The organism is Arthrobacter paludis (assembly GCF_056782315.1).
The window spans coordinates 1-20805 of sequence record NZ_JBXAEW010000015.1 but is presented as its reverse complement, the minus strand read 5'-3'; the positions used below and the strand labels follow the sequence as shown (position 1 = coordinate 20805).

Annotated in this window: 24 protein-coding genes; 12 read left to right on the top strand and 12 right to left on the bottom strand. The window is 73.9% G+C overall.

The window, feature by feature from the left end; genetic code table 11:
- Positions 1-44 precede the first annotated feature (44 nt).
- Positions 45-1397: an MATE family efflux transporter gene (locus AC1Q5D_RS13280; RefSeq protein ID WP_481738939.1), complete on the top strand. Its 1353-nt coding sequence runs from the start codon at positions 45-47 to the stop codon at positions 1395-1397.
- A gap of 33 nt (positions 1398-1430) precedes the next feature.
- On the opposite strand, the gene AC1Q5D_RS13275 is transcribed toward AC1Q5D_RS13280, so the two are convergent.
- The 3 genes from AC1Q5D_RS13275 to AC1Q5D_RS13265 all read right to left on the bottom strand — a co-directional run bounded on the left by AC1Q5D_RS13275 (position 1431) and on the right by AC1Q5D_RS13265 (position 3325).
- On the bottom strand, positions 1431-1703 hold the full coding sequence (locus AC1Q5D_RS13275) for a DUF4190 domain-containing protein (protein ID WP_481738938.1): 273 nt from the start codon (positions 1701-1703) through the stop codon (positions 1431-1433).
- 30 nt (positions 1704-1733) lie between these two features.
- The gene (locus tag AC1Q5D_RS13270; RefSeq protein ID WP_481738937.1) at positions 1734-2426 is read right to left on the bottom strand and encodes a hypothetical protein; all 693 of its coding nucleotides are present in this window, start codon (positions 2424-2426) and stop codon (positions 1734-1736) included.
- Positions 2427-2641: 215 nt separating this feature from the next.
- Positions 2642-3325, bottom strand: coding sequence for a GntR family transcriptional regulator (locus tag AC1Q5D_RS13265; protein ID WP_481738936.1), 684 nt, complete (start codon positions 3323-3325; stop codon positions 2642-2644).
- 37 nt (positions 3326-3362) lie between these two features.
- On the opposite strand from AC1Q5D_RS13265, the gene AC1Q5D_RS13260 reads away from it, so the two are divergent.
- From AC1Q5D_RS13260 to AC1Q5D_RS13245, 4 genes are read left to right on the top strand one after another with little or no spacing between them, the layout of a single operon-like run.
- Positions 3363-4691, top strand: coding sequence for an MFS transporter (locus AC1Q5D_RS13260; RefSeq protein WP_481738935.1), 1329 nt, complete (start codon positions 3363-3365; stop codon positions 4689-4691).
- Between the two features lie 38 nt (positions 4692-4729).
- A complete protein-coding gene (locus tag AC1Q5D_RS13255) occupies positions 4730-6013 on the top strand; it encodes an alpha-hydroxy acid oxidase (protein WP_481738934.1) in 1284 nt (427 codons plus the stop codon).
- 9 nt (positions 6014-6022) lie between these two features.
- Positions 6023-6589, top strand: a complete 567-nt coding sequence (locus AC1Q5D_RS13250; RefSeq protein ID WP_481738933.1) for a hypothetical protein — start codon at positions 6023-6025, stop codon at positions 6587-6589.
- Between the two features lie 36 nt (positions 6590-6625).
- Positions 6626-6934, top strand: a complete 309-nt coding sequence (locus tag AC1Q5D_RS13245; protein WP_481738932.1) for a hypothetical protein — start codon at positions 6626-6628, stop codon at positions 6932-6934.
- A 16-nt stretch (positions 6935-6950) separates the two neighbouring features.
- Here AC1Q5D_RS13245 and AC1Q5D_RS13240 read toward each other — a convergent pair whose 3' ends face one another.
- Positions 6951-7301, bottom strand: coding sequence for a hypothetical protein (locus AC1Q5D_RS13240; RefSeq protein WP_481738931.1), 351 nt, complete (start codon positions 7299-7301; stop codon positions 6951-6953).
- 167 nt (positions 7302-7468) lie between these two features.
- Entirely contained in the window at positions 7469-8014 is a 546-nt protein-coding gene (locus tag AC1Q5D_RS13235) for a CGNR zinc finger domain-containing protein (protein WP_481738930.1), read from the bottom strand.
- A gap of 121 nt (positions 8015-8135) precedes the next feature.
- Between AC1Q5D_RS13235 and AC1Q5D_RS13230 the strand changes: the two genes are divergently transcribed.
- Together AC1Q5D_RS13230 and AC1Q5D_RS13225 are read left to right on the top strand one after the other, a co-directional pair.
- Positions 8136-9131 carry an EamA family transporter gene (locus tag AC1Q5D_RS13230; protein ID WP_481738929.1) on the top strand — a complete coding sequence of 332 codons (996 nt, stop codon included), beginning with the start codon at positions 8136-8138 and terminating at the stop codon, positions 9129-9131.
- A gap of 54 nt (positions 9132-9185) precedes the next feature.
- On the top strand, positions 9186-9734 hold the full coding sequence (locus AC1Q5D_RS13225; protein ID WP_481738928.1) for a DUF488 domain-containing protein: 549 nt from the start codon (positions 9186-9188) through the stop codon (positions 9732-9734).
- 55 nt (positions 9735-9789) lie between these two features.
- Here the strand turns inward: AC1Q5D_RS13225 and AC1Q5D_RS13220 are convergent, their stop codons facing one another.
- From AC1Q5D_RS13220 to AC1Q5D_RS13210, 3 genes are read right to left on the bottom strand one after another with little or no spacing between them, the layout of a single operon-like run.
- The gene (locus AC1Q5D_RS13220; RefSeq protein WP_481738927.1) at positions 9790-12219 is read right to left on the bottom strand and encodes a heavy metal translocating P-type ATPase; all 2430 of its coding nucleotides are present in this window, start codon (positions 12217-12219) and stop codon (positions 9790-9792) included.
- Positions 12220-12268: 49 nt separating this feature from the next.
- Positions 12269-12493: a heavy-metal-associated domain-containing protein gene (locus tag AC1Q5D_RS13215; protein ID WP_481738926.1), complete on the bottom strand. Its 225-nt coding sequence runs from the start codon at positions 12491-12493 to the stop codon at positions 12269-12271.
- A 20-nt stretch (positions 12494-12513) separates the two neighbouring features.
- A complete protein-coding gene (locus AC1Q5D_RS13210) occupies positions 12514-12855 on the bottom strand; it encodes a metal-sensitive transcriptional regulator (protein ID WP_481738925.1) in 342 nt (113 codons plus the stop codon).
- A 296-nt stretch (positions 12856-13151) separates the two neighbouring features.
- On the opposite strand from AC1Q5D_RS13210, the gene AC1Q5D_RS13205 reads away from it, so the two are divergent.
- Positions 13152-13427, top strand: coding sequence for a DUF1540 domain-containing protein (locus tag AC1Q5D_RS13205; protein ID WP_481738924.1), 276 nt, complete (start codon positions 13152-13154; stop codon positions 13425-13427).
- A 37-nt stretch (positions 13428-13464) separates the two neighbouring features.
- Here AC1Q5D_RS13205 and AC1Q5D_RS13200 read toward each other — a convergent pair whose 3' ends face one another.
- Positions 13465-14310 (bottom strand): hypothetical protein, encoded by an 846-nt coding sequence (locus AC1Q5D_RS13200; protein WP_481738923.1) that lies wholly within the window; start codon positions 14308-14310, stop codon positions 13465-13467.
- A gap of 154 nt (positions 14311-14464) precedes the next feature.
- Between AC1Q5D_RS13200 and AC1Q5D_RS13195 the strand changes: the two genes are divergently transcribed.
- Positions 14465-15796 (top strand): carboxylate--amine ligase, encoded by a 1332-nt coding sequence (locus tag AC1Q5D_RS13195; RefSeq protein WP_481738922.1) that lies wholly within the window; start codon positions 14465-14467, stop codon positions 15794-15796.
- Between the two features lie 5 nt (positions 15797-15801).
- Here the strand turns inward: AC1Q5D_RS13195 and AC1Q5D_RS13190 are convergent, their stop codons facing one another.
- The 3 genes from AC1Q5D_RS13190 to arsB form a co-directional block, all read right to left on the bottom strand.
- The gene (locus AC1Q5D_RS13190) at positions 15802-17292 is read right to left on the bottom strand and encodes an FAD-dependent oxidoreductase (protein ID WP_481738921.1); all 1491 of its coding nucleotides are present in this window, start codon (positions 17290-17292) and stop codon (positions 15802-15804) included.
- Positions 17293-17394: 102 nt separating this feature from the next.
- Entirely contained in the window at positions 17395-17844 is a 450-nt protein-coding gene (locus AC1Q5D_RS13185; RefSeq protein WP_481738920.1) for an arsenate reductase ArsC, read from the bottom strand.
- Between the two features lie 3 nt (positions 17845-17847).
- A complete protein-coding gene (gene arsB, locus AC1Q5D_RS13180) occupies positions 17848-18951 on the bottom strand; it encodes an ACR3 family arsenite efflux transporter (RefSeq protein WP_481738919.1) in 1104 nt (367 codons plus the stop codon).
- A gap of 108 nt (positions 18952-19059) precedes the next feature.
- Here arsB and AC1Q5D_RS13175 point away from each other — a divergent pair, with 108 nt between their 5' ends.
- From AC1Q5D_RS13175 to trxB, 3 genes are all read left to right on the top strand, one after another.
- On the top strand, positions 19060-19467 hold the full coding sequence (locus tag AC1Q5D_RS13175; RefSeq protein ID WP_481738918.1) for an ArsR/SmtB family transcription factor: 408 nt from the start codon (positions 19060-19062) through the stop codon (positions 19465-19467).
- Positions 19464-19886 carry an arsenate-mycothiol transferase ArsC gene (locus AC1Q5D_RS13170; RefSeq protein ID WP_481738917.1) on the top strand — a complete coding sequence of 141 codons (423 nt, stop codon included), beginning with the start codon at positions 19464-19466 and terminating at the stop codon, positions 19884-19886. The genes AC1Q5D_RS13175 and AC1Q5D_RS13170 overlap by 4 nt, the downstream gene beginning before the upstream one ends.
- 44 nt (positions 19887-19930) lie before the next feature.
- Positions 19931-20805: thioredoxin-disulfide reductase (gene trxB, locus AC1Q5D_RS13165; protein ID WP_481738916.1), on the top strand; the 875-nt coding region annotated here is incomplete at its 3' end.

The following is a 20805-nucleotide window of genomic DNA, read 5'->3' as shown; positions in this document are numbered from 1 at the left end:
GGCCGGGCCCGGCGGCTCGCGGGCGGCCCGATACGCTGGGGATCGTGACCCCCGATCAGTCCCCGCCCCGCGCCGCCGCGCCCCCGCGCCACCTCGGCCGGACCATCCTGGCCCTCGCCCTTCCCGCGCTGGGCGCGCTGATCGCCGAGCCGCTGTTCCTGCTCGCCGACACGGCGATCATCGGCCACCTCGGGGTCGCGGAACTCGCCGGCGCCGGCCTGGGCGCGACCGTGCTGCAGACGGCCGTCGGCCTCATGGTCTTCCTCGCGTACTCGACGACGCCCGCCGTCGCCCGGCGGCTCGGCGCGGGGCGCCTGGACCTGGCCCTCGCGGCCGGGCGCGACGGGGTGTGGCTGGCCGCGGTCCTCGGGGCCGTACTCGCGCTCGCCGGATGGGCTGCCACCCCGGCGCTGGTCGGCGCGATGGGGGCCGAGGGCGGCGTCGCCGGCTTCGCGACGGACTACCTGCGCTGGTCCATGCCCGGACTGCCCGCCATGCTGCTCGTGCTTGCCGCGACCGGCGTGCTCCGCGGGCTGCAGGACACGAAGACGCCGCTCGCGGTCGCCGGGATCGGGTTCGCCGCGAACATCGGCCTCAATTTCGCCCTGGTCTACGGGGCCGGGATGTCCGTCGCCGGCGCGGCCCTCGGGACCACGATCGCCCAGTGGGGGATGGCCCTGGTCTACCTGTGGATGCTGGTTCCCCGCGCCCGGGCCCACGGCGTGCGCCTGCGCCCGGACTGGCACGGGGTCCTGGCGTCGGGGCGGGTCGGGTCGTGGCTGATGCTGCGCACGCTGAGCCTACGCCTGGCGATCCTGGCCACGGTGTGGGTCGCCACGGCCCAGGGGCCGGTGACGCTGGCGGCCCACCAGCTCGTCTTCACGCTGTTCACGTTCCTCGCGTTCGCCCTCGACGCGATCGCGATCGCCGCCCAGGCCCTCATCGGCAAGGAGCTCGGGGCCGGGAACCGCGTCCTCGCCCAGCGGCTGACGTCCACGATGATCCGCTGGGGGCTGCTCTTCGGGCTGTTCACGGGCGCCGTCCTGGCCGCCGCGGCCCCGTTCGCGGGGGCCCTCTTCACGGGGAACGCGGAGGTGCAGCGCGCCGCCGCCGTGGGGCTGTGGGTCCTGGCGGCGTCCCAGCCGGTGTGCGGGGTGGTGTTCGTGCTCGACGGCGTCCTCATCGGCGCCGGGGACGCCCGCTACCTGGCCGTGACCGGTGTCGTGAACCTGGCCGCCTACGCCCCGCTGCTCTGGTGGGCCGGCACCGCGGACACGGCCGGCACCGGCCCGATCCTGGCCCTGTGGCTCGCGTTCGGCGTCGGCTACATGCTGGCCCGCGCCGCGACCCTGGTCTGGCGGGTCCGCAACGACCGCTGGATGTCCGTGGGCGCGTAGCCGCCGGCCCGGGGGCGGGCCGGCGGCGCGGCGCTAGACGCCGGTGGTCGCGCCGATGGTCGCGAACGTGGCGATGAGGATGATGACCCCGGCCACCAGGCCGACGTAGCCGATCACGAGGCCGGCGATGGCGAGGCCGCGGCCGCCCTCGCCGGTGCGCTTGATCTGGCCCAGGGCGATGTGCCCGAAGATCACGCCGAGCAGGCTGACGAAGAACGAGGAGATCAGGGAGACGATCGCCATCGTGTTGGTCTTGCGCTCGCCGACGTAGGGGTTGCCGTACTGCTGGGGGTAGTTGGTGCTCATGGTGGTGTCCTTAGGATCGGTGGGCCGGAGCTACTTGCTGGCCGTGGCGCTGGTCGCGGCCGTCGTCGTCGTGGTCTGGTTGAGGACCACGCGGTACTTGCCCCACGCGGGGGCGTAGACCTTGCTCCAGCCGCGGCCGTTGCGGAAGTCGATGGTGCGGATGGTCTTCCAGCCGCTGGAGGTCCACTTCTGGACCTTGGCGTCCTGCGGGTTGAAGGCGCGGTAGCCGGCGGAGGCGGGGCTGTAGTAGGTGGCCTTGGCCAGCAGGGAGACGTAGCTGCCGCTGCGGGAGGCCGAGACGGTGACCTTCGCCTGGCCGCGTGCGTAGAACGCCTTGTTGGCGCCGTCGTCGTAGTCGTAGGTTTCCGCCGCGTCGTAGATGTTGGACGGGCCGATCCGGTAGACGCCAAGTCCCATGTCGTCGCACAGGACCGGGCGGTCCCAGTAGTAGTCGCGGTCGAACTCGGCCCAGTCGACCAGGTACCCGTAGCGGGTGACGACGGAGTCGATGAAGTAGTCCCCGGCGCCGGCGCCGACGGTGCGCTTGACGTAGGCGGTGGTGGCCTTGCAGCCCGGGGCGCTGAACACGACGTCGCGCACGGTGAAGCCGGTGACGTCGACCGGCTGGGTCGTGGCGGCGGTCGCGGCCGACGGCGCGAGCGTGAGGGCGAGTGCGGCGGCCGCGGCGGCGGCCACGGAGCGCAGGCGGATACGAAGAGGCATGGCGGAGTCCCCCCAAGGAAAAAGAACGCGAGTGAGTGGTGCGCGGCGTCCGTAGGGGAGGCCGACGGGAGAATCCTAAGCTGCGCGGGCGCCTGTGACCTAATACATAGCCAAATCGTGACCGACGGACGCGCGGCTCCGTCCGTCGGCCAGGCGCCGTTCGGCCGTGGCGCCCGCCAGCCGCGGGGGTGCCCTGTTCCGCGGGGGCTCGGAAGCTACCGCGCGCCGTCCCACAGGCCGGAGCCGCGGGCGAATTGGCGCGTGACGGTCGCGTGGATGGTGCGCAGGTGGGCGCGCATCGCGCCCTCCGCCGCGGCGGCGTCCCCGGTGGCGACGGCGGCGTACACCGCCTCGTGCTCGTCCAGTTCGACGGCGTCCGTCATGTGCTCCCGCAGGCCGGGGAGGATGTGGTGCGCCCGGGAGGTCTCGTTGAAGCACCGGTGCAGGGCATCGGCCAGGCGCGAGTTCCGGGCGCCCGAGGCGAGCGTCTCGTGGAAGCGGCGGGCCTCGCGCATCCCCTCGATCGGGTCGGCGGGGGAGACCTCGCGCTGGCGGTCGAGCGCGTCCCGGAGGGAGCCCAGCAGGGCGGCGTTCGCGTGGCGGGCGGCCTCGCCGGCGGCGTGGGGCTCCAGCAGCATCCGCAGGTCCAGCACCTCGGCCAGGTCCTGCGGGGCCATGGTCCGCACCAGGTAGCCCTTCTTCGGCAACACCGCGACGAGCCCCTCCGTCGCCAGGAGGTGCAGGGCCTCCCGGACCGGTGTCTTGGAGACGCCGAAGCCCTCGGCGAGCCGGGGCTCGACGAGGACCTCGCCGGGGGGCAGTGCCCCGGAGAGGATCTGGCCGCGGAGCTCGTCGACCAGCCGCTGGGCCAGGGAGCGGGCCGTGTCCTGCGTTGTCACTTGTGAACCGTATCACGGCATGCTAGAAATATCTTTCATGGATTCCAGAGGACCGGCGACGTCGCCCGCCCCGCCCGCCACCTCCGAGCGGATGGGGCCCGGCGCCCGCCGCGCGCTGTTCGCCGCGATCGTCGGCACCGTGATCGAGTGGTACGACTACGCGCTCTACGGCGCGGCCGCCGGCCTGGTGATCGCCCCGCTCTTCTTCGCCGGCGCGGACTCCGGCGCGACGCTCGCCGCGTTCGCGACCTTCGCCGTCGGGTTCGTCGCCCGCCCCCTCGGTGGGTTGCTGGTCGGCCACCTGGGCGACCGCCACGGCCGACGCCCCGCCATGTTGCTCACCATCCTGATGATGGGCGTCGCCACGGTCGGCATCGGGCTGCTGCCCACCTCGGCGGCGATCGGGGTGCTGGCTCCCGTGCTGCTGGTCCTCCTGCGGCTGCTGCAGGGCATGGGCGCGGGGGCGGAGCTGGCCGGCGCGATGACGCTGGTCGCCGAGTTCGCCCCGGCCCGGCGCCGCGGCCTGCTCACGTCCCTGGTGCTCGCGACCCCGCCCGCCGGCATCGTGCTGGCCACGGGGGCGTTCCTCTGGGCCTCCTCCGCCGGAGACGCCGCCCTGCTCGAGTGGGCCTGGCGCGTGCCGTTCCTCGCGTCCGCCGTCCTGTTCCTCCTCGCCGTCTTCATCCGTGCCCGGCTCGAGGAGACGCCCGAGTACGTGGCCGCCCTCCGCCGCGCCCACGAGCGCGGCGAACGGCGGCGCGTGCCGGTCGTCGAGCTGTTCCGCGGCCACAAGGCGGCCCTCGGGGTCGGCTTCCTGTCCATCACCGGGCACAATGCCCTGAACTACTCCATGGCCGTCTTCGCGTTGTCCCTCATGACCTCCGACGCCGTCGGCGTGGACCGGGGCGCCGCCCTCGCGGCCGTCACGATCGGGTCCGTGTTCGGCATCGCCGGCACGCCCGTCGGCGGATGGGCCGCGGACCGCTTCGGGGCGGGCCGCGTCCTGGCGTTCGGCTCCGGGCTCGGGACGGTGTTCGCCTTCCCGCTCTTCGCGGCCCTGGCCAGCGGCAGCGCGGTGCTTGCCGGGACCGCCCTCGCCTTCGGGTACGGCGTGGTCATCGCCTGCACGTCGGGGGCCCAGGGGGCGTTCCTCGCCGGGCTGTTCCCCGCGCGGGAGCGGTATAGCGGCATCGCCCTGGCCCGCGAGGCGAACGGCGCCGTCGTCGCCGGCTTCACGCCGCTCGCCGCGGCCGCCCTGATGGCCGCCTTCGGCGGCGCCACCTGGCCTGCGGCCGTCTTCGTCGCCCTCTGCTGCCTGGCGTCCGCAGTCCCCGTCGCCCTGTGGCGGCGGAAGGCCATCGACTGACCTCCCCCCACCCGTCCGACCCCCGAGGAGCCGCACCCATGCGCCGCCGCCTGCCCCGCCCGTCCGAACTGCGTCCGCTCATGCGCTTCGAGCCGTTCAACCCGGACCGGCGGGCGGCCCGCCTGGGCCGGGCCGCGGACATCGAAGACCTGCGCGGGATCGCGCGCCGCCGCACGCCCAAGCCGGCGTTCGACTACGTCGACGGCGCCGCGGGCGCCGAGCTGACGGCGGCCCGCACGCGCGACGCGTTCGCCTCGACGGAGCTGCTGCCCCGGATCCTCCACGGCACGGCCGCGGCGGACCTGGCCGTGGAGATCGCCGGCGGCCGCTCCGCGCTGCCCTTCGGCATCGCCCCCACCGGGTTCACGCGCTTCATGCACGCCGAGGGGGAGGACGCCGGAGCGGGCGCCGCCGCCGCCGCGGGCATCCCGTTCTCGCTCTCGACCATGGGCACCCGCTCCATCGAGGAGGTGGCCGCCGCGTCCGGGAGCGGGCGGCGCTGGTTCCAGCTCTACCTCTGGAAGGACCGGGACCGCTCGCGCGAGCTCATCGAGCGGGCCTGGGCCAGCGGCTTCGACACGCTGCTCGTCACGGTGGACACGCCCGTGGCCGGGCAACGGCTGCGCGACGTGCGCAACGGCATGGCCATCCCGCCGCGGCTGACCCTGCGCACCGTCGCGGACGCCTCCCGCCGGCCGGAGTGGTGGTTCAACTTCCTCACCACGGACCCGCTGAGCTTCGCGTCGCTGTCCCGCTCCAGCGCCTCCCTGCCGGAGCTGATCAACTCGATGTTCGACCCCACCCTGAACTTCACGGACCTCGAGTGGATCCGCGGGATCTGGCCGGGCCGGCTGTTCGTCAAGGGCGTCCTCACCGCGGAGGACGCCAGGAGCTCGCTCGACGCCGGCGCCGACGGCCTCGTGGTGTCCAACCACGGCGGCCGGCAGCTCGACCGGGCGCCCGTGGCGCTCAAGGCCCTGGCGGAGGTGCGCGCGGCGGCCGGGCCGGACGTGGAGATCATCCTGGACTCCGGGATCATGTCCGGCGCCGACATCGTGGCCGCGCTCGCGCTCGGTGCCGACTTCACGCTGATCGGCCGCGCCTACCTGTACGGGTTGATGGCCGGCGGGCGGCAGGGGGTCGACCGGGCGATCGCGCTGCTCGCGGAAGAGGTGCGCGTGGCCATGATGCTCATGGGGGCGCGCACCGTCGCCAACCTCGGGCCGCACAGCGTCCGCGCCCCCTGGCTGCAGGCGGGGAGCGGCGTGGCGATGGCCACCCCGGCGCCCCCCGGCGGGGTCGGGTCCGCGGCGCGGCGGTAGGATCGAGCGGTGCCTCCGATCCATCCCGCCCCCGACACCGCGGCCGCCATCTGGCGCCCGGTGCTCCTGCGGGCGCTCGTCGCGGCCGCCTTCGGCGGGCTGTCCATCTTCTGGCAGCGCCCCGGCGCCGCCACGGTCGCGTACCTGACCGCCGCCTACTTCGTCTTCACCGCCAAGGCCGTCTGGGACCTGTCCCGGGCGCCCGAGGCGGGGGCGCGGCTGCGCCCGCTGCTGGCGGGCGCCTGCGCCGCCTGGCTGCTCGCCGCGGTCGCGCTGGTCCTGATGCCGACGACGGCGGGGCTCGTCGTCGCGGCCGGCGTCGGCCTGCTCGCCGCCGGGGTGCTGGAGCTCGCCGCGTGGTGGCGGCACCGCCGCGACGCCGGACCGGCGCGCGATGCCCTGATCACGGGCCTGGCCGGGGCCGGCAGCGGCGTCGGGCTCCTGTGGCTCGGTCCCGGGCTGGACGCCCACGGCCTCTGGGGGATCTCCGGGGGCGGCGCCGTGGTCATCGGGGTGTTCCTGCTCATCGCCGCCTTCGGCTACCGGCACGACTCCCGGGCCGCCGCCCACCGGTAGACTGGAAAGATCATCTCGTTGTCAGGAGGAATCCGCGTGGCCAGCAAGCCGTCCAACCAGAAGCCGTCGTGGCAGCAGGGCATCAAGGCGCCGCTGGTCTTCTCGTTCGTGATGGGCATCATCGCGGCGGTCGTCGCGTCGATCTCCGCGACCGGCGGGACGGACGAGGTGCTGCGCGTGGACATCGGGCTCCTGGCCTTCGGCATCGCGTTCGTCGCCACGCTGCTTGTGGTCTCCGTGCTCATGATGGCCAGCAAGGAGAACCCGCCGGGGCTCAGCGAGGGTTCGGGCGTGAACCGCTCCTCGGCCCGCCCCGACCGGAAGAAGCCCGGCCAGGGCCAGTAGCAGCCGGGGGCGGGACTCAGGCCCGGGCGTCGGGCCCGCCGGCCTCGTCGCCCAGCACGTCGTCCGTGCCGCCCCATTCCGCCAGGAACTGCTCGCGGGTCATCCGCTCCAGATCCCGCCGCACGGTCGCCACGATCGCCTCGGCCTCGTCGATCGTGGACGCGGTGATCCGCAGGACCTCGGCGTCGTTGTCGATCCGCCGGACCACGACGGTCGCTCCGGCCGCCTCCGACCCGTCCCCACCGAAGAAGGCGTCTGCGATGCCGGCCACCCAGCGGGCGGCCGCCCGCCACGCGCCGTCGTGGGCGCTGTCCAATCCCGCGTCGTAGTTCTCCGAGGCGTGGTGGCTGTCGGGCGTTGTGCTCACGTCGGGCTCCTTCCGTCCTGCCGTGTGCGGCGACTCCGCCGGTGGGGACCAGTGTAGGCGTCTGGCCCGCCGGGACCAGCACGCCGGGGTATCGGTCCGGGGGCCGCCGGCCGGTGGGTCCGCCGGCGGGGCGCGGGGGCGGTTCCGGCCGGCCGGCCTCGCCGGCCCTACGCCCGGGCGGCCCGCCGCTGCCGGTACGCCCGCACGTGCTCCCGGTTCGCGCAGTTCCCGGTGTCGCAGTAGCGCTTGGAGCGGTTGCGGGAGAGGTCGAGGAGGACTGCCGGGCAGTCGGGGGCGTCGCACGCGCGCAGGCGCTCGAGTTCGCCGGAGCGGACGACGTCGACCAATGCCATGGCCGCCTCGACGGCCATGCGCTCGTCGAGCGGGGCCCCCGGCGTGGTGGCGTGCAGGTGGTAGTCCCAGGAACCGTGCTTGACGAGTTGGGGGAGCGCCCGCGCCGCCCGGAGGATGTGGTTGACCTCGGTGACCACGCGCTCCTCGTCCGCGCCCCAGACCGCCGCCAGCCGCGTCCGCAGGTGCCGCACCGCGCGCAGCTCGCCCTCGGAATGCGTGCGCGAGCCGGTGAACCCCTCCCGCTCCAGGAACGCGTCCAAGTCGGCCAGCGTCAGAAGCCCGTCCACCTCGCTGGCACCCGTGTTCACCAGGTTCACCACGGAGCGCAAGGCCACCGCAGTGTCAGGGGCAAAGATCATGGACGCTCCTGTCGACACGCGAGTTCCGGCTGTCATAAGCTGATGTCAGTAGTATACGTCCCCGCGCTCCTGACACTCCTTTCCGTGTCGGCCGCAGCCGTTCCCCGAAAGGCCAGCCGCCATGCCCGCCTCCCAGAGCACCACCCGCCTCGGCGCGTCCAACACCGCCCTGGCCGGCGTGTGGATCGCGCTGTTCTCCTCGGCCGTCTTCGGGATCTCGGGCTCCTTCGCGAAGCCCCTCCTCGAGGCCGGGTGGACCTCCGGTGCTGCCGTCGGCGCGCGCATGCTCGGGGCGGCGCTGGTGCTGCTGGTCCCGACGCTGGTGGTCCTGCGCGGACGCTGGCGCAGCGTCCTGGAGAACGCGAAGCCCATCGCGCTGTTCGGTCTGTTCGGGGTCGGCGTCTGCCAGTTCTCCTATTTCCAGGCCGTCGAGCGCCTCGACGTCGGCGTCGCCCTGCTCCTCGAATACCTCGCGCCCGTGCTGATCGTCCTGGTCCTCTGGGCGCGCAGCCGCCGCCTGCCCAGCCGGTTCACCGTGGCGGGGACGGTCCTGTCGCTGGTCGGACTGGTGCTCGTCCTGGACGTCGCGGGCGGGAAGGGCGTGGACCCGATGGGCGTGCTCTGGGGCATCGGGGCGGCCATCGGCCTGGCGGTGTACTTCTTCGTGACCGCCCGGGCCAACGACAGCCTGCCGCCGCTCGTCCTGGCCACCGGCGGCCTGTTCGTGGGCGCCGCGCTGATGCTGCTGCTGGGCGCCGTCCGACTGCTGCCGATGGCGGCGACCTTCGGCCAGGTTTCGTTCTCCGGAATCCCCGTCCCCTGGTGGGCGGCCCTGGCCGGGCTCGTCCTGATGGCCACCGTGGTCGCCTACGTGTCCGGGATCATGGCGGCCCGCCGCCTCGGCAGCAAGCTGGCCTCCTTCGTGTCCCTGACCGAGGTGCTCTTCGCCGTGCTCTGGGCCTGGCTGCTGCTGGGGGAGATGCCGGCCCCGATCCAGATGCTCGGCGGGCTGGCCATCGTCGGCGGCGTCTTGCTCGTGCGCGCGGACGAGCTGCGCAGCCCCGCCCCGCGGGCGGCGCCGGTGGCAACCGTGGCCGACGCGCATCCCGCCCCGTAGGGTGTCGGGACGGCCCGCCGCGGCGCGGGGGCCGGCACGAGCGACGGGAGGGACATGGCAGGCACCGGAGACGGACCCACGACGATCTACACGGTCGGGCACTCGACCCTGAGCGGGGAGGAGTTCGTCGGGCTCCTCAAGGCCCACGGGGTCCGCAAGCTCAACGACATCCGCACCGTCCCCAAGTCGCGGCACAACCCGCAGTTCTGGCACGACGCCCTCGCGGAGAACGTCCGTTCCCACGGCATCACCTACCGCCACGTCCCGGACCTCGGGGGCCTGCGCCACCGCCGGAAGGACAGCCCGAACGGGGCGTGGCGGAACAAGTCCTTCCAGGGCTATGCCGACTACATGCTGACCGACGAGTTCAACGAGGCGGTGGACCGCCTGGCGGAGCGCGGCCACACCAACGACCTGGCCATCATGTGCGCCGAGGCCGTGCCGTGGCGATGCCACCGCTCCCTGGTCGGCGACGCGCTGCTGGTGCGCGGCGTGAGGGTGCTGGACATCTTCTCGCCGACGCAGGCCAAGGAGCACAAGCTGACGTCCTTCGCCCGGGTCGATGGAACGCGGATCACCTACCCGCCGGAGGACGCGGACTGATTCCGGTGCGCCGAGGGGGCGGCGCTCTCGCGCCGCCCCCTCGCATGCCCCGCGGCTACCTGCCGAAGCCGCGTAGCCGCAGGCTGTTCCCGACCACGAGCACGGAGCTGGCCGCCATGGCCGCGCCGGCGAGCATCGGGTTCAGCAGGCCCAGTGCCGCGACCGGGATCCCGAGCGTGTTGTAGAGGAACGCCCAGAACAGGTTGCCCTTGATCGTGCCCAGCGTGCGGCGGGAGAGCTCGATCGCCTGCGCCACCTGGTGGACGTCGTCCCCCATGAGCGTGATGTCCGCCGCCTCGATGGCGACGTCCGTGCCGGAGCCCATCGCGATCCCGAGGTCGGCCTGCGCCAGGGCGGGGGCGTCGTTGACGCCGTCGCCGACCATGGCCACCCGCCGGCCCTCGCCCTGGAGCCGCTTGACGGCCTCGACCTTGCCCTCCGGGCGGACGTCGGCGAAGACGTCGGCCGGGTCGATCCCGACCTCCTCCGCCACGGCGCGGGCCACGGGGGCGTTGTCGCCCGTCAGCAGGACCGGGCGCAGGCCCAGCTCCCGCAGCCGCGCGACCGCGTCCCGGGAGCCGGCCTTGACGGTGTCGCGCAGGCCAACGATGCCGGCCAGGCGGCCGTCCACCGCGACGGGCACCGCCGTCGTGCCCTCCTCTTGCGCCGCGCGCAGCGCGTCGGCCTGTTCGGCGGTGAGGGCGACGCCCTCCGACTCCAGGTAGCCGGCGCGCCCGGCGAGGACGACGGCGGCGCCGGAGCCGGGGACGTCGACGTCGGCGCGGATCCCCCCGCCCGGGGCGGCCACGAACCCGGTCGCGGCAGGCAGGCCGCCGCCGGCGGCGCCCACGGCGACGCGTTCGGAGGCCGCGGCGACGATGGCCTGCGCGATGGGGTGCTCGGAGCCGGACTCGGCGGCGCCGGCCACGGCGAGCAGCGTGTCCGCATCGAAGCCCGGTTCCGGCCGGACGGAGACGACGGCGAGGCGTCCCTCCGTGACCGTTCCGGTCTTGTCCAGCACCACGGTGTCGATGCGGCGGGTGTCCTCGAGGACCTGCGGCCCGCGGATCAGGATGCCCAGCTGGGCGCCGCGGCCGGTGCCGACCAGGAGGCCGACCGGCGTGGCCAGGCCGAGGGCGCACGGGCACGCGATCACCAGGACCGTCACCGCGGCCGTGAAGGCGGCGTTGAGGTCCCCGGAGAAGACGAGCCACAGCACGAACGTCACGAGGGCGATCACCAGGACGATCGGGACGAACACGGATGAGATCCGGTCCGCCAACCGGGCGATGGGGGCCTTGCCCGTCTGCGCCTCGGAGACGAGCCGCCCCATCTGCGCCAGTGTGGTGTCCGAGCCGACGCGCGTGGCGCGCACGACGAGCCGGCCGGAGGTGTTGATGGTCGCGCCGGTGACCGCGGAGCCGGGGCCGACCTCCTCGGGGACGGACTCGCCGGTCAGCAGCGACGCGTCGATGGCCGAGGCGCCGTCGACGACGGTCCCGTCGGTGGCGACCTTCTCGCCCGGGCGGACGACGAATTCGTCGCCGGGGACCAGGTCGGCCGCCGGGATGCGGACCTCGCGGCCGTCCCGGAGCACGGTTGCCTCCTTGGCGCCGAGGTCCAGCAGCGTCCGCAGGGCGTCACCGGCCCGCGCCTTGGCGCGCGCCTCCAGCCAGCGGCCCAGGAGCAGGAACGTCGCCACGACGCCCGCCGTCTCGAAGTACAGCTGGTGCTCGGCCATCCCGGCCATCCCCACGTGCTCGGTCAGTGCCGGGTCGGCGACCAGTTGCCAGGCCGAGAACAGGTAGGCGGCGAGCACGCCGATGGACACGAGCGTGTCCATCGTCGAGGCCAGGTGTCGCGCGTTGATGGCCGCGGCCCGGTGGAACGGCCACGCCGACCACAGGACCACGGGGGTCGCCAGCGCGAACGCGACCCACCCCCAGTGGGGGAACTGCGCGCCCGGGACCATGGAGATCACGAACAGCGGGACCGTGAAGACCGCGGCGACCGTCAGGCGGGGCCGCAGCTGGGCGGCGGTGCCGCCGTGGGAGAGGTGGTCGTGGCCGGCGCCGGGGGCCTCGTCCCCGCGGGTCCCGGGCTCGCCGTGGCCCGCGTGCTCCGGCCCGCCCTGCGCAGGGCCTTCGGGCCCGCCGGGCGCCGCGCCCTGGCCGGCGTGGGTGCCGGCGTCGGGCGCGTCCGACCGCGGGGCGGGACGCGCGTGCGGGTCCGCCTTCACGCGGGCCGAGTAGCCCGCGGCGGCGACCGTGTCCAGCAGCTGCTGGTCGGTGACGCCGGCGGGGGCGGTGACGCGGGCGGACTCGAGCGGCAGGTTGACCGTCGCCTCGACGCCGTCGAGCTTGCCGAGCTTGCGTTCCACCCGGTTGACGCACGACGCGCAGGTCATGCCCTGGATGTCGAGTTGGACCGTGCGGCCCGGATCGGTGGTGGCGTCCGGGGCCGGTTCCGTGGTGTCGCTGGCCATGGTGGAGGGGCTCCTTCGGGGGGTCGGCCGTGCGGCCGGGGCGTGGGGGTCAGGCGTTGGTGCCGACGACCGTGTAGCCGGCCTCGGCGACGGCCTCGCTGAGCGTGGCGGTGTCGATGGGCTGCGCGGAGACGACGCGGGCGGTGGACACGCCGCCGGCGACGAGGTCCACCTGGACGTCCTGGACGCCCTCGATGGCCTGGATCTCCTCGGTGACGGAGGCGACGCAGTGGCCGCAGGTCATGCCGTCGATGGTGATCTCGGTGGTGTTCATGGTGGTTCCTCCTTGTGTGGTTACCTCAGCAGCCGGCCGATGGCGGCCGACGCCTCGCGGACCTTCTCGGTCACGATCTCGGGGTTGCCCGTCTCCTGGGCGTCGTGCGCGGCGCCGACAACGCAGTGGGCGATGTGCCCCTCGACCAGCCCGAGGCTGACCTTGTGCAGGGCGGCATTGACCGCGGAGATCTGGGTCAGGATGTCGATGCAGTACTTCTCGTCGTCGACCATCCGGGCGATCCCGCGGACCTGTCCCTCAATGCGGCTGAGCCGCTTCAGGAGGGCGTCCTTGTCCACCGTGTAGGCGTGCTCGCGGTGCTCGTCGGTGGCCGGATCGGCCGGGGCCTGGGTCGTGTCCATGGCACGAAGGTACCCCCAGTGGGTATCTTCGTCAAGTACCCCACGGGGGTATGTGAAAGGTCCGCGGGGGAGTGCGACGGCGCCGACTGCCGCCGGGGTCGGCGCCCTGGGCGCGGCCTCCCCGCGCGCTCCGAGGTACGACCTGTCCTCGGCAGAGGCGATCACGGACCCGGAACCGCAGGACGCTGCGCGCACATCCGACGGTGGCTCCCCTTGCGCGCGGCCCGGGGAGGCATATTCTGGCACTGTTGCCCGGGCACGAGGGCTTGGGCCTGGACGGAAGAGGGCGAACCACCATGACCACTGCTGTGCGCACCTGCGGAACCACCGCCTGTTCCTTCAACAACAACCACGATTGCCAGGCGCTGGCCATCACCATTGCCGGCTCCGAGTCGCAGGCCTCGTGCGGCACCTTCGTGCGTCTGGACGCCCGCCGGCCGCTGACGGGCGACAAGGGCAGCGTCGGGGCGTGCCACCGCCTGGAGTGCTCCTACAACGCCGACCTGATGTGCACCGCGGAGGGTATCGAGGTCACCGACACGGCGCTGTGCGCCACCTACACGGTCGACTGAGCGCAGCGCCGCGCTGCCCGGAGGGGCTGTTCAGGACCTAGCGTCCGGCGTCGGCCGCGCGCTGTGCCGGAATCGACGCCACGAGGCCGTGCCATGCGGCGACGCCCCTTCCGCCCGACCCGTGCTGCGCCGCCGTCAGGGGGATCTGGACGACCCAGGCCCGGTCGCCGGTGAAGCGCGCAACGGTCACGCACCGGTGGTCGACGTCGACGCAGTGGGCCGGCTCGCCGGTGACGCCCGCGGCGTCCGCCACCTCCAGGGCCTCGAACCAGCCGGGGATCCGGCCCTGCAGGACCGCGTCGGCGACGTGGGCGAGGGTCTCCCCGCCGGTGGCCAGGACGGCGTCAGACAGGTCGGCCGTGGCTGGCGCCGCGGCGGCGGCCCCGGCCAGGATCCCGGCGCCGTGCACCGTGGCGCCCGAGGAGTCGTGCATCAGGATCCGCTCGGTGGAGACGACGCCCACCCGGACGCGCGGCCCCACGTCGTCGACGAGGTCCGCGACGCGGCCCTGCACGCCCAGGGCGGCCACCTCGTCCGTGTCCCGGCACCACCGCAGCGTCCCCAGCAGGTGCAGCGAGGCAAGGCGCAGGGCCAGGGCGGGGTCGGCGGAGTCCTTGAAGACGTCCATCCGAACCTCGATGTCGCCGGCGGTGTGGAAGGCGCCGAGCGAATGGAAGAGGTTGGGGATGTCGGCGACCACCAGGTCGCCGGAGCGGGAGACCCCGTGTAGGGCCGAGGACAGTGTCTCGCCGGCCCGGTACGCCGTGAGTTCGACGGCGCCCTCGCCGGCCAGCATGCGGCGCGCGAGCGAGTGGGCGTGGTCGGCCCGGGGCTCGGCGGTGAGCGATGCGCGGGCCGGGGCGGGCTGGGGCGTCGGAGTCATGGGGATCCTTCCGGGACGGCTGTCGTCCAGTAAGGCATGCCTAAGCGAATTAAGTAAAGTTTTTTGTCCGCATATGACGGTCTGGGGCCGCCCGCTGGTGGGGACCGGGCGCCCCCACGGGGCCCGCGCGGTAGGCCTTGATAGTTTTGCTCCCATGCGCGTCCCTGCTGACCAACCGTTCGTTCCCGTCATCCTCGGCGGCGACATCGGGGCCTACTCCCTGGCCCGCGAATTCCACGAGGCCTACGGCGCCGTGTCCGTCGTCGTGCCCTCCGTCATGACGGGGATCGTGAGCCATTCCCGCATCCTCGACGCGCGGCCGTTCGCGGACCAGGACGACGCCGCGGCGTTCCTCGGGTTCGCGGTCCGGCTCGGGCGCGAACTGTCGAGGGCGGGGGAGGACGACGGCGGGGCCCGGCGCCCGCTGCTCCTCATGGGATCGGCCGACCCGCACGTCCGGTTCATGGTCGAGCACCGCGACGCCCTGGTCGAGTTCTTCACCGTGCCCTACGCGAGCGCCGGGCAACTGGACGCCGCCACGTACAAGGACTCCTTCTATGCCCTGTGCGAGCGCGTCGGCGTGGACCACCCCGCCACCGTCGACCTGGACCTGGGGCACGAGCTGCCCGACGGAGCCGCCGACGGCCTGCTGCGCCGCGTTGAGGAGGCCGGGATCCCGTACCCGGCGATCGCGAAGGCCGCGGACTCGGTCGCCTGGGGCAACGCCTCGTTCCCCGGGAAGAAGAAGGTCCACACCGTGTCCGGCCCGGACGAGCTGGAGCGGCTCGTGGCGGACGCCCACTCGGGCGGCTACCGGGGCGGGCTGGTGGTCCAGGACCTCATCCCCGGCGGCGACCACGGCATGCGGCTGGTGACCTTCTTCGGGGGGCGCGACGGCGAGCCCCGCTTCGCGTCGGCCGGCCGGGTCCTGGTCGAGGAGCACGCCCCGGGGGCCCTGGGGAACTCGGCCGCGATCGTCGCCGAACCGGACCCGGACATCGTCGAGGCCGGGGCGCGCCTGGTCCGGGAGCTGCGCTGGCCGGGCTTTTGCATGTTCGACGCCAAGCTGGACCCCCGCGACGGCCGGCTGCGCTTCTTCGAGCTCAACCCGCGCCTCGGCCGGAACCACTACTACGTGACCGCCGCCGGCCACAACGTCGCGCGGATGTACGTGCGCGAGTACCTCCCCGACGTCGCCGCCGCGCTGGGGGAGTCCCCCGCCGTGGACGGCTTCGAGGTCGCCGAGGGGCGGCACCTCTACTCCGTGCTGCCCCGGCCCCTGCTGATGCGGTACGTCCCGGAGCGGTTGCGCGCGGCGATCGCGGCCCTCTACCGAGACAACGCAGTCACCCACCCCTTCGTCTACCGGGCCGAGACGAACCCGCGCCGCTGGGCCTACATCGCGCTCAGCCAGATCAACCAGTTCCGCAAGTTCAGGCGCTTCCACCCGGGCGTGCGGGAGTGGGCGGGCACCCGCGTCGGCTGACGCCCCTAGCCGCGGCCGGCCAGGCCCGACTTCCCGTGCCGCAGGCCCGTCGCGAAGCCGACGGACACCCGCTGCGGCTGGGGTGCGCAGCACGAACCGGCCGGCTCGACCCCGAGCGGGTCAGGGGCGCCGCCCGGGCCCGCACCCGGGGACTCCGGTGGGGCGGACTCCGCCGGCGCCGGGGCGTCGCAGGAGCCGCCGAGGTCGGTCGAGCAGACGCCGGTCTCCGGCAGGTCGAGCTGGACCAGGTCCGCCGCGGACCGGTCCCCGGCCAGCGCGGCGGCGATCGAGCGGACCTGCTCGTAGCCGGTCGCCATGAGGAACGTCGGGGCCCGCCCGTAGCTCTTCATCCCGGCGAGGTAGAAGCCCTCCTCGGGGTGGGCCAGCAGGCGCTCGCCGTGCGGGGGGACGGTGCCGCAGCTGTGGAACTCGGGGTCGATCAGCGGGCCCAGCCGGCGGGGCGCCTCCACGGCGTCGTCGAGGTCGAGGCGCAGCTCGGCCAGCGGCCGCAGGTCCGGGCGGAATCCGGTGCACGGCACGAGCAGGTCGACGTCGAGGACGCGCCCGTCCGCGGAGTCCACGCGCAGCGGGGCGCCGCCGTCGTCCCCCCGGCCGACCGCGAGCCGCGCCACGGAGAACCGCTCGAGCAGCTCGATGTCCCGGGACTCCACGAACCGGCGCAGGCTGGTCCCGAGCTGGCCGCGCGCCGGCAGCTGGTCGGCGGCCCCGCCGCCGTAGAGCCGCGCCGGGTCGGCGGCGCCGCGGATGCCCCACAGGATCCGCGTGTCGGGGTGCCGCTGCCGCAGGCGGGCGAGGGCGAGCAGCGTGTTCGCGGCGGAGTGGCCGGCCCCGAGGACCAGGACCGCGCGCCCCGCGAAGCGGTCCGCGTCGGCGCCCAGCACGTCCGGCAGCGGCCCGGTGACGAGTCCGGCGGCCCGGGCCCCTGCCTCGCCGAGGGCGGGCAGGCCCGAACGGCCGGCGGGGTTCGGGGTGCCCCACGTGCCGGAGGCGTCGACCACGGCCCGCGCCGTCACCTCGGCCTCGCCGTCCGCCGTGGCGAGTCGGAGCAGGAACCGCGAGTCCGGGCGGCCCGGCGTACGCGTCTTGTCCACGCCGCCCCCGTCTCCGGCGACCCGCGACACGGCCGCGACCCGGTGGCCGTAGCGGATTCGCCCGCACAGGGCCGGCAGGGCGGCCAGGGGCGCCAGATAGTCGTCGACGAGTTCGGCCCCGTAGGGCAGCCGCGTCGGGCGCGGCTCGCTCCAGCGGGGGCCGCCGTCGTCCTCCCCGGCGCGCAGCAGGAGGCGGCGCGCCGCGTCGTCGATGTTGTACCGCCACGTGGAGAAGAGGCGGATGTGCCCCCACTCGCGGATCGCCGCGCCGGGGCCGTCGCCGGCCTCCAGCACGAGCGGCTCCAGCCCGCGCTCCAGCAGGTGCGCGGCGGCGGCCAGGCCCACGGGGCCGGCTCCGATGACGACGACGGGGTCCTTCTGCATGGCGTGCTCCTCGGGATGGACGACGGCGGTGTCGCGCGGCGGAGGCCGGGGTGGTTCCGGCGGGGCCGTGCCCCACCGGGGGTCGGCCCCGCCGGGCGGGGGCTAGGCCTGGGCGGGCAGCAGCGAGGCGATGAGCGCCTCGACGCGGCCCCTGATCTCGTCGCGGATCGGGCGGACCGCGTCCACGCCCTGGCCCGCCGGGTCCTCGAGGACCCAGTCCTCGTAGCGCTTACCAGGGAAGAAGGGGCACTCGTCGCCGCAGCCCATGGTGATGACGACGTCGGAGGCCTGGACGGCCTCGGTGGTGAGGACCTTCGGCGTCTCCGCGGACAGGTCGATGCCGAGTTCGGCCATGGCCTGGACGGCGGCCGGGTTCACGGTCTCGGCGGGCTGGGAGCCCGCCGAGCGGACCTCGATGGCGCCACCGGACAGGTGGATCAGGAAGCCGGCGGCCATCTGGGAGCGCCCGGCGTTGTGCACGCAGACGAACAGGACGGAGGGCTTGTCGGTGCCCGTGGGGGCGTCGGGGGAGACGGGGGTGGGGTTCGCCATGGGTCAGGCCTTTCGGACGGCGCGGGTGGTCGGGGTGGCGGGGGCCGGGAAGTACCTGCGGGCCCACAGGGCGACGTAGACCAGCGCGACGAGGATCGGGACCTCGATCAGCGGTCCGACGACGCCGGCCAGGGCCTGGCCGCTCGTGACGCCGAACGTGGCGATCGCGACGGCGATGGCCAGCTCGAAGTTGTTGCCCGCGGCGGTGAACGCCAGCGTCGTCGTCCGCTCGTACCCCATGCCCAGGCCGCGGCCGATCAGCATGCTCGCCCCAAAGACGACGGTGAAGTAGACCAGCAGCGGCAGGGCCATCCGGGCGACGTCGAGCGGCTTGGCGAGGATCGTGTCGCCCTGCAGCGCGAACAGCAGCACGATGGTGAACAGCAGGCCGTACAGGGCCCAGGGTCCGATCTTCGGCAGGAACGCCGACTCGTACCACTCGCGTCCGCGGGCGCGCTCCCCCAAGGTGCGCGTCAGGAAGCCGGCGACCAGCGGGATGCCCAGGAACACGAGGACGGAGAGCGTGATGGCCCAGACGGAGAACTCCGCGCTGGTGGTCGGCAGGCCCAGCCAGGACGGCAGCGCCTGCAGGTAGAACCAGCCCAGCGCGCCGAATGCGACGACCTGGAACACGGAGTTGATCGCCACCAGCACGGCGGCGGCCTCGCGGTCGCCGCACGCCAGGTCGTTCCAGATCAGCACCATGGCGATGCAGCGGGCCAGGCCGACGATGATCAGGCCGGTCCGGTACTCCGGCAGGTCCGGCAGGAAGATCCACGCGAGCGCGAACATGAAGGCCGGGGCGACGAGCCAGTTGATCACCAGCGACGTCACCATCAGCTTGCGGTCGCCGATGACCCGGTGGGTCTCGTCGTAGCGGACCTTCGCCAGCACGGGGTACATCATGACGAGCAGGCCGAGCGCGATCGGCAGCGAGACGCCGGCGACCTGCACGGAGTCCAGCGCCGCGCCGAGGCCCGGCACCAGGCGGCCCAGGCCGAGGCCGAGGGCCATGGCGGCGAGGATCCAGACCGCGAGGTAGCGGTCCAGGGTGGAGAGCTTCGCGGCGACGGGACCGGTGTCGGCGCGGGCAAGGGTGTCGGTCACGGGGTCTCCTGCTGCGTGGCGCACGCATCGTTGGTGGCTATATCGATGACTGTCGATATCGAGTATGCTGGTGGGCATCGATATCCGTCAATGTAACGAGGGGTGACCGTGGCCACGCAGACCATCGACACCACGACCGCCGAGCCGGTCGCGGGACTCTGCCAGCCGGCCGGCGGCGAGGCCGCCGCCGCTCCGTGCTGCGCGCCCGCGCCCGGGGAGCCGGTCCTGGGGCGCGACGCCGCCGCCGAGCTCGCCGCGCGCTTCAAGGCGCTCGCCGACCCGAACCGCCTGCGGATCCTCTCGATCGTCTCCGCGAGCGAGGCCGCCGAGACGTGCGTGTGCGACCTGTCCGAGCCGCTCGGGCTCGGCCAACCGACCGTCTCGCACCACCTCAAGGTCCTCGTCGACGCCGGCCTCCTGCACCGCGAGAAGCGCGGCGTGTGGGCCTACTACACCCTGGTCCCCGGTGCCCTCGACGGCCTCGCCGCCTCCCTCACCGGAAAGGTCTCCGCATGAGCGACTCCCGCCCCTCCGTCCTGTTCGTCTGCCAATCCAACGGCGGCAAGTCCCAGATGGCCGCCGGGCTCATGCGCCTCGAGGCCGGCGGCGCCATCGGCATCTCCTCCGCGGGCACGAAGGCCGGCCACGCGATCAACGAGGAGTCGGCCCGGTCCCTGCTCGAACTCGGCGCGGACATCCGCGCGGAGCGGCCCACGCAGCTGACCGAGGAGGCCATGCGCGAGGCCGGGCACGTCGTCATCGTCGGTGCGAACGCCCAGGTCGACCCCGTCGACGGCGTCACGATCGAACGCTGGGACACGGACGAGCCGAGCCTGCGCGGCATCGAGGGCCGCGAGCGCATGGCGCTGATCCGCGACGACATCCACGCCCGCGTGCGGGAGCTGAAGGGCCGGCTGCTGGCCGGCCGGGACTGACTCCCGCCGTGCCCGAAAACCACCCCCAACCCGAAGGACTTTCCATGACGCAGACCCACGCCCCAACCGACGAGACCGTCCGCGACGTGGTGATTGTCGGTTCCGGTCCGGCCGGGTACACGGCGGCCGTGTACACGGCGCGGGCGAACCTGTCCCCGGTGGTCGTGGCAGGGTCCGTGACCGCCGGCGGGGAGCTGATGAACACCACCGAGGTGGAGAACTTCCCCGGCTTCCGTGACGGGATCATGGGCCCGGAGCTCATGGACAACATGGCCGCCCAGGCCGCCCGGTTCGGCGCCGAGATCCTCTACGAGGACGTCGAGGCCCTCGACCTGGCCGGGGAGACCAAGACCGTGCGCCTGGCCAACGGGGACACCTACCGGGCCCGGGCGGTCATCATCGCCACCGGCTCCGCCTACCGCGAGCTGGGCCTGCCCGACGAGAAGCGCCTCTCCGGACACGGGGTCTCCTGGTGCGCGACCTGCGACGGGTTCTTCTTCCGCGAGCAGCACATCGCCGTCGTCGGCGGCGGGGACTCCGCCATGGAGGAGGCCCTCTTCCTGACCAAGTTCGCCTCCAAGGTCACCGTCGTGCACCGCCGCGACGAGCTGCGCGCCTCGAAGATCATGGCCGAGCGCGCCCTGGCCCACCCCAAGATCGACTTCGCCTGGAACCAGGCCGTCACCGGCATCGAGGGCCAGGACAAGGTCACCGGCCTGCGCCTGGCCAACACCCTCGACGGCACCGAGTCCCGCCTCGAGGTCACCGGCGTGTTCGTCGCCATCGGCAACGACCCCCGCACCGACCTCGTCCGCGGCCAGCTCGCCCTCACCGACGACGGCACCATCGCCGTCGAGGGCCGCTCCTCCCGCACCAGCCTCCCCGGCGTCTTCGCCGCCGGCGACGTCATCGACCCCAC